At 45.8% G+C, this 12,476-nt stretch carries 9 protein-coding genes; 5 read left to right on the top strand and 4 right to left on the bottom strand.

Translation table 11 applies throughout. The features are described 5' to 3' along the window. Positions 1–3: 3 nt before the first annotated feature. Positions 4–1,983, bottom strand: a complete 1,980-nt coding sequence (locus tag AB4371_RS20345; protein ID WP_372150585.1) for a methyl-accepting chemotaxis protein — start codon at positions 1,981–1,983, stop codon at positions 4–6. 493 nt (positions 1,984–2,476) lie between these two features. Here AB4371_RS20345 and AB4371_RS20340 point away from each other — a divergent pair, with 493 nt between their 5' ends. Beyond that, positions 2,477–2,650, top strand: a complete 174-nt coding sequence (locus tag AB4371_RS20340) for a hypothetical protein (RefSeq protein ID WP_017061661.1) — start codon at positions 2,477–2,479, stop codon at positions 2,648–2,650. Between the two features lie 139 nt (positions 2,651–2,789). After that, positions 2,790–3,374, top strand: coding sequence for a TetR/AcrR family transcriptional regulator (locus tag AB4371_RS20335; protein WP_050632462.1), 585 nt, complete (start codon positions 2,790–2,792; stop codon positions 3,372–3,374). Between the two features lie 125 nt (positions 3,375–3,499). On the opposite strand, the gene AB4371_RS20330 is transcribed toward AB4371_RS20335, so the two are convergent. Then, on the bottom strand, positions 3,500–5,365 hold the full coding sequence (locus AB4371_RS20330) for a fructose-specific PTS transporter subunit EIIC (protein ID WP_372150584.1): 1,866 nt from the start codon (positions 5,363–5,365) through the stop codon (positions 3,500–3,502). A gap of 345 nt (positions 5,366–5,710) precedes the next feature. Between AB4371_RS20330 and AB4371_RS20325 the strand changes: the two genes are divergently transcribed. Both AB4371_RS20325 and AB4371_RS20320 read left to right on the top strand, forming a co-directional pair. Continuing rightward, the gene (locus tag AB4371_RS20325; protein WP_372150583.1) at positions 5,711–6,013 is read left to right on the top strand and encodes a PTS fructose transporter subunit IIB; all 303 of its coding nucleotides are present in this window, start codon (positions 5,711–5,713) and stop codon (positions 6,011–6,013) included. Positions 6,014–6,020: 7 nt separating this feature from the next. Next, the gene (locus AB4371_RS20320) at positions 6,021–6,794 is read left to right on the top strand and encodes a PTS sugar transporter subunit IIA (RefSeq protein ID WP_123300056.1); all 774 of its coding nucleotides are present in this window, start codon (positions 6,021–6,023) and stop codon (positions 6,792–6,794) included. A gap of 147 nt (positions 6,795–6,941) precedes the next feature. On the opposite strand, the gene AB4371_RS20315 is transcribed toward AB4371_RS20320, so the two are convergent. Both AB4371_RS20315 and AB4371_RS20310 read right to left on the bottom strand, forming a co-directional pair. After that, positions 6,942–8,720: a sodium:solute symporter family transporter gene (locus AB4371_RS20315; protein ID WP_102320883.1), complete on the bottom strand. Its 1,779-nt coding sequence runs from the start codon at positions 8,718–8,720 to the stop codon at positions 6,942–6,944. 605 nt (positions 8,721–9,325) lie between these two features. Next, positions 9,326–10,165, bottom strand: a complete 840-nt coding sequence (locus AB4371_RS20310; protein WP_060468969.1) for a helix-turn-helix transcriptional regulator — start codon at positions 10,163–10,165, stop codon at positions 9,326–9,328. Between the two features lie 378 nt (positions 10,166–10,543). Here AB4371_RS20310 and AB4371_RS20305 point away from each other — a divergent pair, with 378 nt between their 5' ends. Further along, the gene (locus tag AB4371_RS20305; protein WP_372150582.1) at positions 10,544–12,448 is read left to right on the top strand and encodes a fructose-specific PTS transporter subunit EIIC; all 1,905 of its coding nucleotides are present in this window, start codon (positions 10,544–10,546) and stop codon (positions 12,446–12,448) included. Positions 12,449–12,476 lie beyond the last annotated feature (28 nt).

Genomic DNA, 12,476 nt, shown 5'->3' with positions numbered 1-12,476 from the left:
TAGTTAGCTCTTAAACGTACTCGCAATATCTTTCAATGAAGCTGCTAGCTGAGCTTGTTCTTTGGCTGTTGCAGCTATTTGCGTTGCACCTGTCGTAGATTCTGTCGACTTCTGCTCTACTGCCATTACGTTCTGAGCAATGTCTTGAGTCACTACCGCTTGCTCTTCGGTTGCGGTCGCGATCTGCTCAGTCATGCTAAAGATCTCGCTTACCGATGCTGAGATTCCTTGTAAGGTGTGCTCCACCTCTTTTGAATCCTCAACCGCTTTAGACGACATCTTCTGGCTGTTATCAATCACATTAAATGCGGTTTGCACATCAGACTGTAGCGAGCTGATGAAACCTTCAATTTCAGCTGTCGACTGTTGAGTACGCTGTGCTAGCGTGCGAACTTCATCGGCGACGACGGCGAAACCACGGCCTTGCTCACCCGCACGAGCCGCTTCAATTGCCGCGTTCAACGCAAGTAAGTTGGTTTGTTCTGCTACCGACTTAATCACATCAATCACACTGTTAATGTTGTTGCTGCTTTCATGTAGGTGCGTGATCTTTTCAGCGAGGTCATTAATTTCAGATGCCAGTTTCTCGATCGAGTGGTAAGAGTCTTGGACTGTGTTCAGACCTTCTTGCGACTGCTCCTCGACCATTTTAGCAGAGCTTGCTGTCTGCTGTGTTTTCGCCGCCACCTCATTTACCGTTGCTGATAACTCTTCTGTCGCCGTCGCAACCAAGCCAATTTGGTCTTGTTGTTGCACTAGCGTGTTCGAATTGTAGTGACAGGTTTGTGAGGTTTCTTCAGCGGCAGAAGCCAAGGTCAAACTCGATTGAGACAAGTTGTCGATAACGTTTGAAAACTTCTCTAGGGTTTCGTTGAGTGCCGAAGAGATCAGTCCAAGCTCACTGTTGCCAACGAACTTAGCGCGAACTGTTAAGTCGTTGTCATTACGAACCTTAGACAACATCACTGTAAGATCTTTTACTCTCATCGTCAGGTCGCTGATCGCCTTATAGCTCACGAAGGTCGCGAACAAGGTTATCAAAGCAAACAGACCAATACTCATCATCATCGCAGACTGCGCCTGTGACATTTTTTTCTCTGTCAGTGCGATAAGTGACTCTGCTAGGTGGTTTTCTGTTTTCTTTAGCTGAACAATACGAGCGGTAGATTGCGAGAACCAGTACACAGGATCAACATCAAAACCGCTCATCTTAGATTCAGCCAAACCACGAAGCTTTTCTACTTCTGCCACCGAACGATCATTCAATTGCTGTTCAAAGAAACGAACGTTAGCTGGGTTGCTCAATACCTCAAAGTTTGAGAAGTAGGTATTTTGCTCAGTCACCAAAGAGATGAATTTAACCAACATGCCTGGGCCAAATTCATTTTTTGAGAAGGTGTTGTTGAGAACCGCACGCTCGATACCCGCTCGCTCTTTACCTTGTAAAAAGTTGTAGTAAGCGATGGTTTCTGTGGTGATGGCAGCATCAGAGCTAAGCTCAGCAATTAACGCCGATACGCTCAGCAGCTTTGCATTAAGTTTGGTGTAGTAACCCAAAGCTTCAGACAGAGGAATCGATTGAGAATCCACTCGATTTCGAATAGAAGTAATTTGATTTAGGCTTTGGCTTATTTCAGTGTTCAGCCGAGTGATCTGCGGTAAATCGATTTCAGCAGATTGCCAGTATTCCGTTTTCAGATTACGTCTATTATCTGCACTGGCTCTTTGTGCACGTAGTTCACTGACAAACTTAGTGCCCTGTGAGCCGATAAACCCAGCCGTCATTCCACGCTCTTTTTGTAACTCATGCACAAGTTCACTGTACACAACCGACAAACGGGTAAGTTGGTTTAATGAAGACAATTCACTGGTGGTTTCTACGCCTTTTGAAATCGCAGAAACGCTAAGCCAGAGAAACCCTAAGATCGGTAAAATAAGCAAAGCGATGATTTTTTGCTTAAAAGACATATCAGTTAATTTCATTTTTATTTCCTAGCAGCTAACAAATATTTTCAGTCATCTAACTCGCACATCCTTAATAAGATGCACCTCAATTGTGACTGTATAATTATTCAACTTGATCAATGTGCATCAATTACCGTGCCACACAGATCGCGATGCGATGAAGGTAACATTTAACCTTACAAAACTCATTGATTTACCGATAAAACTGTTAGCTAAGTGACCTAACGATACCAAAAACACGTGCAACAACGTTTTATTGACGTAAGCGACTGAAATATGACACATTTTAACTACCCAAAAGGGGTAGACCTGCACCAATTATGTGCTCAGAGAAAACGATATATTCAGAACTAACTGTAGATTCAACGCTCACCAACGTTGATTCACAACTAACCAACTCCCTATTCTGCGCTGATTAACTGTCTATTCCTCGTTAACTAAATATGTATAATGCCGAATTATTAAAGTAGAGATTCGCAATAAATATGCGACAGCAACTGAGAGATATTGTATGGATTGTCCCGCTTGCGAAGAACATATCGGTTGGGAATGGGTAGAAGAAGCGGCCATTGAGCCCAATGAGGAATTCGATTGTCCAGAGTGCGAAGCAACATTGATGTACACCATCGATGAAGGCACCTATTACGGCGCTCAGCACAAGACCGTAGAAGTTATTGATGATTAAGATTATTTCCTGATGATCGGGATGTTTTATTAACTCTTTGATGTTCTAAGCCTGCGCAAAGCAGCTAAACACACCTTTACTAGAACGGGCGTTCAGCATAAAATATTGAACATATGTTCAGATTAATGAAGTAGATGTTATGGCTAAGACCGCTAAGTTCGATAGACAAGACGTAGTAGATAAAGCAACGAACCTATATTGGGAAAAGGGCTTTCATGCGACTTCTATGCGCAACCTGCAAGACGTGATTGATATGCGTCCGGGCAGCATCTACGCGACGTTCGGCAGCAAAGAAGGTCTGTTTAAAGAGACGCTTGCTCGCTATACCGAACTTGGCATCCTTAATCTGAACCGCTTCCGCGGTGAAACCGAATCGCCTATCAAAGCGCTGGAAAACTTCGTAAAACGCGCCGTTGTCGAATCGAAACAGAGCGCGCCAAATGGCATGTGTATGCTGGCTAAAACGGTCGCAGAGCTAACTGATGAACACGCAGAATTGTTAGCAGAAGCGAAGAAGTCACTAAAGATAATGGAAGGTGAGTTCGCCAAGCTGATTGCAGAATCACAAGAATTGGGTGAAATAAGCAAAGAGCGCGAGCCGACTCAACTTGCTCGTCATGTTCAGGTTCAAATCGCAGGCCTGCGTACCTACGCCAAAACTTGTGACGATATCGATTTACTCAACTCAATGGTTGAAGACGTATTTAAGTACCACCCTTTTTAGCGTCTGACCTGATAGATTGGGCACAATACAAAAAGACTCCACTTTCACCTTAATCGGCCTGAGCGGAGTCTTTTTAGTTTAGAACTAATTAACTTTATAGATGATAAACTTTGCGGTTTAAAGAGTTACACCTTTCTCATGATCAACGCTTGCGCATTAAGCATCGCCTCTTTGGTGCTGACATCTAACGTTTTCACGTTCGCAAAGCGTTCGACTTCTTTAATCGCCACATCGTGAGCGAAGATCACCAACCTCGCCCGTTCAATGTCTTTCTGTGTGATGCGATTACCAATCCCGTTAGCACCTTGTGTTTCAACCTTTATCCGAACCCCGAGATGATGCGCCGCTTTTTCCAAAGACTTAGCAGCCAGGAAAGTGTGGGCAACACCAGACGGACAAGAAGTGATTGCGAGTACATCCGCTTGCCCTTCTTCCGTCACCGAACCACCAGCAAATTGGTTGGCACTCGCTTCACCTTCGACCACATTCTTTTTAAGCAGTATCACGATCAAGGCCGTGGTGAGCGCTCCCGCCAGTGTGCCAATGATGTAGCCAATCTTGCCATCAACCACAGGCAGAACAATCCAACCGCCCCATGGTGCATGGTTTACCACATGGAACATAAAGCCAACCACATTACCAACAATACCACCAGCCACAACTGCAGGTAGAACACGTGCAGGGTCGGCAGCAGCAAATGGAATCGCACCCTCACTGATGCCGATCATTCCCATGATGCCTGCGGCTTTGCCCGCTTCACGTTCATCGCGCTTAAACTTCTTCGGCGATATAAAAGTTGCTAGAGCCATGCCGAGTGGTGGCGTACAAATCGCAATGCCAACGCCACCCATTAACCAAGGCTGGGTATTCACCTGTGTTTGAGCAAACAGTGTAGCGACCTTGTTGATTGGGCCGCCCATATCAAAGGCCGTCATCGCGCCTAAAATACTGCCGAGCACCATCTTCCCAGAGCCAGCCATGCCGGTCAGCATTTGGTTCATCTCAAGCATCACTTGAGCTATCGGAGCTCCAATCACCCACATCACCGCACCGCAAGTGACGAAGGTGCCGACTAATGGATAGATGAAGATAGAGCTTAGTGAGATCATGCTGTCTGGCAGTTTGATCTTCTTAAGTAGATTCACAACAAAGCCCGCAAAGAAGCCGACCACAATCGCCCCAAGAAAGCCGGTGTTGTATTGATTCACCGCAACCCAAGAACCAATCATACCAGGCGCTAAACCCGGTTTGTCGGCCATTGAGTAGGCGATGTAACCGCCTAGTACGGCAGTAAAGAGAGTTAAACCTGCGATGCCCATCTGCGCGATGTCTGCCAGAACGCCACTCTCTGGTACTGCGCCATGACCAGACATCATCACAGACAAAGACAACAACACACCGCCCGCAACCACGAATGGGATCATGTGCGAAGTGCCATACAACAGGTGTTCTTTAAGGCGATTGAGAGATTGAGCCCAAGGGCTGAGCGGCTCGATATACACTTCATGATGGCTAGAGGAATAGCTGTCGAAGGAATCTGAATTAGCCTCAAGAAACAGTTCTTGAGCTTCCTCAACCGACTCCACTGCCTTTAATTTTGTAACAAAGCCATCTTCGATCAATTTGGTCGAGATCTGAGCCAATACCTCGATATGATGGTCGTCGTTGTTGTCTGGTGAAGCGAGCATAAAGAACACATCAGAGAGTTCACCACCATCAGCGCCATAATCAATGCCCGTTCGGCTGATGCCTACAGCTACAGCAGGTTTAGCTACAGCAGTACTTTTCGCATGTGGGATCGCAATACCATCATCAAAGCCCGTATTACCAATGGCCTCACGCTTCCAGATATCATCAAGGAATTCACTTTTATTAGAGAGCTTACCGGCACGATCGAGTAACTCGACAAGCTCTTCAAATACCGCCTGTTTGGAGTCTGCTTGTAGTTCTAAGCAGATAATCTCGGGCTCGATAATGTTAGTGATATCCATGGTTTACTCTGCCTCGCCTGATTTCAGACTGAAGTAATTAGGTTCTTCCGACCTAAATTAAAATTTCGATGTTAATAAGATGAAAAGATTAACGGTGTGAAGGCACTCAATATATAGGACGAAAGGTGCATTAACTGGATTATTGTAACCAAGAACTCAGAGTGTGACTTTCACCTTGGAATAAAAAACGGCAATCCATAAAATCCACAGAACCCATAAACATATCGCCCCTCCTCTATGCGAGCTTTCCATACTGGATTTCCCACGCAAGATAGCTTTTGCAAGTTAGCTTCTGAAAAGTAGCTTATGTAACGTAACAGGGACGAGATTAAGCCGAGAATAAAAATGAGAATTGTAGCGGTAACTGCGTGCCCTACAGGCATTGCGCACACCTATATGGCAGCTGATGCTTTGAATAAAACAGCCCCTAAATTCAACGTTTCAATCAAGGTTGAAACACAAGGCGCTATGGGTATTGAAAACTTACTGACTGCACAGGACATTACCCTCGCAGACAAGGTATTGATCGTCTCTGATATCGACATTGAGCAGCCAAACCGCTTCGACCCAGGGAAAACCTTATTCATTCCCATGGAAGAGGTATTGTTGAGTGTCGATAAAGTCTTTATTAAGCATTGTCGCACCTAGACCTTTCATGAACGAATATCAGATCACCTTCTTCGTTGACGACCCTGCCGCGAACTCACACGTGGCACAGCCACTTAGCCGCTTGGCAAAGAAGTTCAAAAGTACCATCCGTATTATCAACATCACTCAAAACCGAACGGCCGATCTCTCCAAGTCTGTCGCGATGTTGCAAGTGGGTTTGCTTCGCGGCGATTTGTGTCAGATAACCGCGGTCGGTATTGATGCCGAGCTGGCCTGTTTCGTTCTTAAAGATGTAATCGCCGAGCATTACGCCATGGTTGGCTCACAAGTGAACCATGAGTTCTCGAACGACTTAATCCAGCGCATGCCACAGATATGCCCACCTTGCGACATCAAGTGGCATCATGCCAAAGCACAAACCCAACTGACCAAATTTGAATGCCTAAAAGGGCTCGCTCATTTGGTGTATCCAGAAGATCCGGATGAACTGATTCTGGCGTTTATCAAACGAGAGGAACGCTCGTCTACGTGTGTATCCCCAGGGATCGCATTGCCTCATGTGATGTTTGAATCTACCCAAGATCTTTCGATTGCGGTCATCGTCAGTGACGACCCGATTGATTGGGCTTCACGCATTGGTGAGGTGCACGTTGCCATCGCTTTGGTACTACCGACCAAGCCACAGCGAGAACATATTGTGGCGGCCACTAACCTAACCAGAAACCTGCTTCACGATCAGGTCAACGAGCGTTTGCAAAAGACTCGAAGCAGTGTCGACCTACAAGCCCTGCTCATGTACATCTCTTCACGCCTGATTTAATTCATCTCTCCCTTCTAAACTCAATTTCTTAATCAACTAAGTGACTCACTCCATTGGTTGTAACTCCATGGCTCACATAATAAAAAACGGCTGAGCAATCACGCTCAGCCGTTCTATTCTAGTGGCTTATCTTTTGGGTTTAGTTACCTAAGCCGTTTTGTTCTCTTGTTTCGCATCTTCCACTGAGTCGTCCACGGCTTTCACCAGCATCAGACCAACGATGAACACGATACCGCCACACAGTACGAACATCATTCTTCCCCAGAATGGGTTCGGTAGAGCAAACATCGCCATCACTGCCACACCCGACACTGCAATCAGAGAACCCAGCATGTGACGTTGTTTGTTATCCAGTTTTTTCTGAGCTGTTGATTCAGAAACCAATGGCGTCGCAAGGTTGTTGAAGAAGGTATCCACATCTTTCTGACGAGACGCTTCTAGTGGTTTGTAGAACAATGTCGAAAGAACAAAGAAGCCGCCTGTAAACACTAGGTGCGCGATCAGACCTACCGCTACTTTCAAGTCAGACCATTCGCGGCTCGTTAGCGGCTCTAGGTTGAACAAGTTCTGTAGCATTTCAGCGGTAATCACGAAGCCAACGATATAAGAAACAATCGCACCGACCACTAGCGTGCCCCAACCTGCCCAGTCCGGAGTCTTCTTAAGGAAGAAGCCACAGAATGCTGGAATGGTCATTGGGAAGCCAATCAACGCACCCACGTACATCATGGTGTCGAACAAGCTCAAGCCTTTTAGCGAATTGATAAACAGCGCGATAAGGATGATAGCTAGACCGAAGAAGGTAGACATCAACTTAGACACAATCATCAGCTCTTTCTCTGTCGCGTTTGGACGAAGAATCGGTTGATAGAAGTTGATTACAAAGATACCAGAGTTACGGTTTAAGCCTGAGTCCATAGAAGACATAGTTGCCGCAAACATCGCTGCGATTAGAAGCCCCACCATACCCGCTGGCATGTATTGCTCTACGAAGTAAAGGTAAGCGAAGTCGCCTGCTTTAGAGCCTGCGTCTGGGTAATGTGCTGCAAGGTCAACGCCTTGCCCTGCAACGAACCAAGGTGGCATGAACCAAATGATTGGACCGATGGTCATCAGAATACATGCCAACAGTGCCGCTTTCTTCGCGTTCTTTGAGTCTTTTGCCGCTAGGTAACGGTAAGAGTTCAACATGTTGTTGGTGATACTGAACTGTTTGAAGAAGATAAAGAATGCCCAGATTCCGAAGATGCTTACATAGTTCAGATTGTTACCAGAAACAAATGATGCGCCTTCTGCCACTGGGAAGTCTTTAACGATTTCAGTAACGCCACCACCTTGTACGATAGCCACCGCAGCACACGTTACGGTTACCGCCATGATGATAACCATCTGCATGAAGTCAGACGCGATAACCGCCCAAGAGCCGCCTGTCACCGACATAACAAGTACAACAAGACCCGTCAGGACGATGGTTGTCGTCATGTCGAAGCCAAAGATGCCCGATGCGATGATCGCCAAACCGTTCAGCCAAATACCGGCAGAAACAATACTGTTCGGCATGCCAGACCAAGTAAATACTTGCTCGTTGAAGCTACCAAAACGCATACGAATCGCGTCAATTGGTGTTACCACACGTAGTTGACGGAATTTCGGAGCGAAGTACAGGTAGTTCATCAGGTAACCAAATGCGTTCGCTAAGAAGATAACCGCGACAGCCATACCATCGGCATACGCTTTACCTGCTGCGCCAGTGAAGGTCCAAGCACTGAACTGAGTCATAAACGCAGTCGCGCCAACCATCCACCACAGCATGTTACCGCCCCCGCGGAAATAATCACTGGTTGTACTGGTGAACGTTCTAAACATCCAACCTATTGCTATAAGGAAAAGGAAATAAATTCCTACGATCAGAGTATTGAGTTCCATGTATAAGTCTTCTTTATTATTAATATCTGAAGAGCATATTATCCGTAGAAATTTTAATTTGTAGTATTATAAGTCAAGGTTGTGATAGACCGTATAAACTTGAATATTTGATTTTTAGGCATGAATGAAACGTTAATAAATAAAGAATAGAGCACTATAAACTAAGCATTCAAAATCAATACTTTACAAACATTTCAATCAGTAACTCAGTCAGAAATAATTAACTTTTGTCGTCTCGATAAATAGATTTTAATTTACTTAAAATTCATTTAATGCATCCAATTAATATCTGAACTCTTAGATGTTTGATTCAATAAATAGAGCGCGAAAAACAATAAATAGCTCGCAAAATGACCCCCTTACTGTAATTAATCGGCGTTATTTAGAGATTCGCAGAAAATACACAAAACGTGGGAGTCGGTTTAGTGATAGATAAGAGAAAGCCGTTGAAAAGAGGAAACTTAGAGGAAAGAAAAAATCAAATTGATTACCACAACACAGGGTCAGTTGCGGTAATCAAGTCATACAAAATACGGTCGTATAAGACCAGCTCGAGAAGCTAGTTTGAAACGGATAATTTGAAACAGTATTAGATTGAAACAGTATCAGATTGAACCGCGGTATTCGGTTGGGGTTCTTCCAGTACGGTTTTTAAAAACTCGGCAGAAATAGTTCACATCTTTAAAGCCGCAACGTACCGACACTTCATTGAGCTTGAAGTTGTATTTCTTAAGCATGAACTTGGCGCGGTCGACTCGCACGCGCGTGATGTACTCGGCCAACGTCATATGACCTTGTTGGCGGAACATTCGTGACAAGTGGTTGGATGAAATACTAAAGCGCGAGGCGATGCTGTCTCGTGTGATGTGGCGGTGGAAGTTCTCTTGAATGTAGATACAAATGCCCTGATACACATCCTGTACTCGGCTGTGAGATTTCTCGACGGGCGCATCTAACATGGTCTTACTGTATTGCAACAGCGCTTGCAGTAATAGCTCATCCATCGGCTGCTTATTACTCTCCCTCGCAAGTGAACTGAGCGCCTCTAGAATGTTATCAATCGCGAAACCCGAGCGCGTCTGAATACTGTGTTTTTGAATATCGTAAAAGCTCTCTTCCCCTTTGCGCTTGCTCACCAAACTTAAACCCAGCTGACGACGACCAAACAACATGCTCAGCACCGAGCAATCAGTATCCCAATTGGGTTTATTCCAGCAGTTAGGCGGGATGAAAATTGCATCACCCGCTTTGGCGATAACGTTGGTGATCTTGCGATCATGACTCTCCATTTCATTTATATACTCTCCGTCTAGCACTAACTCTAAGCGTGGAAAGTTCACCTGATAACTGCATGCTGAAGGCGTATGAAAATCTCCAGCAAACCAGATGTTGTGAAACGGTTCTCGCTCGTTTAATACCGACGAGATTAGGTCATGAAATATCATTTATTCGAACTCTTATGGGCAGCAATAAGGCTACGGGAATAGATATACTCCTTAGTGAAACATAGCGCTATTGAGCAAAATCACAATTTGAGAACTAGGTTACAAAAATCTAGTCGTGGAAATAAATCTCCAGTCATAAATCTGATATAGCACATTGTTCCCCCGATAACTCTACACGCCGAACCCCTTGAAAATAAAAGCCTCAAGCAGACTTAACCTATGTCAATAGAGGCCGAAAAACACGCCACTAACCGATCAAAATCACACTCCATCTATAAGGCAACAATCATCCAGTAAATGCGTTTTTTCTTCACTACAGAAGGCAAGTAATCAATTTCAGAATACCCCTAACAAAATAAAAAAGAGTAAGGGTTCATTATGATCACGACATTGATCAATCAAGATTTGATTAAGCTTTCGCTTAGCGCCAATTCCAAAGAAGACGTGTTTAAAGAGCTGATAGACGTGCTATACGCACAAGGTCGAATTTCAGACAAAGAGCAGTTTCTTGCCGACATTAAAGCGCGAGAAGAACAAGGCAACACAGGGTTTGAAGAGGGCATCGCCCTACCACACGCGAAAAGCAGCGCAGTGATCAAACCTGCAGTTGTTATCGGTGTCCACAAAGAAGGCATCGAGTACGGCGCCGATGACGGTCAGCCATCAAAACTGTTCTTTATGATTGCTTCTCCCGATGGCGGCGACAACCACCATATCGAAGTATTGGCAGAACTTTCTTCAAAACTGATTGAAGAAGGTTTCATTGAAAACTTCATGAATGCTCAATCTGAACAAGAAGCTTTGGAACTACTACTCACCAAACCTGAACCATCAGAAACCGAAACCAACGTTGAGAAGCAAGGCTTCATCATAGGTGTGACAGGCTGCCCAGCTGGCGTAGCACACACCTATTTGGCAGCTGAAGCGCTAGAGAAAGGTGCAGCAGCACTTGGCTACGATGTTAAGGTCGAAACCAACGGCTCTATCGGCGTTAAAAACAGCCCCACTCAAGAAGAAATTGAACGCGCAGACGCGATTGTCGTCGCTTGTGACAAGCAGGTCGACATGGCTCGCTTTGCTGGCAAACGCGTTATCTGCACCAACGTAAAAGCACCTATCAAAGACGCGCAAGGCTTGATCAAACAAGCACTCAACGCGCCAAGTTACCAAGCAGAACCAGCATCGACCAACCAATCCGTTGCCGAAAAAGCATCGCAAGCGCGTTCAGACCTTTACCGTTACTTGATGAATGGCGTATCTCACATGATTCCATTCGTAGTGACAGGCGGTCTTTTGATTGCCCTAGCCCTAGCGATTGGCGGTGAGCCAAGTGAATCTGGTATGGCGATTCCTGCTGGTAGCATGTGGAACCAAATCCTAGAAGTCGGTGTGGTTGCCTTCACCCTGATGATCCCGATCTTGGCCGGCTACATTGCTTATGCGATTGCTGACCGCCCTGCTCTAACCCCTGGCCTTATCGGTGGCTGGATTGCCAACAACGGTTCTTTCTATGGCGCTGACGCAGGCACAGGCTTCATTGGCGCAATCATCGCAGGCCTGTTAGTGGGCTACTTCGTAAAATGGATTACCTCGTTTAACTACCACAAATTCGTTCAACCACTTGTGCCTATCATGATAGCTCCGATCACTGGCTCTCTATTCATCGCAGGTCTGTTCATCTTCGTAATCGGTGCTCCAATTGCTGGATTGATGGATGCGCTTACTGCACTGCTAACCAGCATGAGCACAGGTAACGTGGTTCTGCTTGGCATCGTATTGGGTGGCATGGCTGGCTTTGATATGGGTGGCCCATTCAACAAGGTGGCGTTCCTATTCTCGGTTGGCATGATTGCCAGCGGTCAAACTCAGTTCATGGGTGCAATGGCATGTGCAATCCCTGTGGCTCCACTTGGTATGGCTATCGCAACCAGAATCGGCCGTAAGTTTGACCTGTTCGAATCTTCTGAAATTGAAGCAGGCAAAGCTGCAGGCGCGATGGGCTTAGTGGGTATCTCTGAAGGTGCGATTCCTTTCGCCGCTCAAGACCCAATGTCAGTTATCCCTGCCAACGTACTTGGCTCAATGACAGCTGCGGTTATGGCGTTCTCATTTGGCATCACCAACAGCGTTGCTCACGGTGGTCCAGTGGTCGCCCTACTTGGCGCAATGAACTACCCAATGCTAGCACTTCTTTGCATGGCATCAGGTGCAGGTGTGACTGCGGTTACCTGTATCGCGCTTAAAAATCTACGTAAAGCCAAGCTAACAACAGCAGCGGCTTAAGCCATTTCAACTCCAATGGCTTGAGCCC

This window comes from Vibrio sp. 10N.261.51.A3, assembly GCF_041471965.1.
In the GTDB taxonomy this organism is placed as follows: domain Bacteria; phylum Pseudomonadota; class Gammaproteobacteria; order Enterobacterales; family Vibrionaceae; genus Vibrio; species Vibrio crassostreae_C.
Note: the sequence above shows the minus strand (reverse complement) of the source record. Positions and strands in the feature narration are given on the sequence as shown.

Excerpts from the sequence above, each read along its gene's own strand:
- AB4371_RS20345 (WP_372150585.1), bottom strand. The coding sequence starts at position 1,983 with ATGAAATTAACTGATATGTCTTTTAAGCAAAAAATCATCGCTTTGCTT.
- AB4371_RS20305 (WP_372150582.1), top strand. The coding sequence starts at position 10,544 with ATGATCACGACATTGATCAATCAAGATTTGATTAAGCTTTCGCTTAGC.
- AB4371_RS20310 (WP_060468969.1), bottom strand. The coding sequence starts at position 10,165 with ATGATATTTCATGACCTAATCTCGTCGGTATTAAACGAGCGAGAACCG.
- AB4371_RS20320 (WP_123300056.1), top strand. The coding sequence starts at position 6,021 with ATGAACGAATATCAGATCACCTTCTTCGTTGACGACCCTGCCGCGAAC.
- AB4371_RS20325 (WP_372150583.1), top strand. The coding sequence starts at position 5,711 with ATGAGAATTGTAGCGGTAACTGCGTGCCCTACAGGCATTGCGCACACC.
- AB4371_RS20330 (WP_372150584.1), bottom strand. The coding sequence starts at position 5,365 with ATGGATATCACTAACATTATCGAGCCCGAGATTATCTGCTTAGAACTA.
- AB4371_RS20340 (WP_017061661.1), top strand. The coding sequence starts at position 2,477 with ATGGATTGTCCCGCTTGCGAAGAACATATCGGTTGGGAATGGGTAGAA.
- AB4371_RS20335 (WP_050632462.1), top strand. The coding sequence starts at position 2,790 with ATGGCTAAGACCGCTAAGTTCGATAGACAAGACGTAGTAGATAAAGCA.
- AB4371_RS20315 (WP_102320883.1), bottom strand. The coding sequence starts at position 8,720 with ATGGAACTCAATACTCTGATCGTAGGAATTTATTTCCTTTTCCTTATA.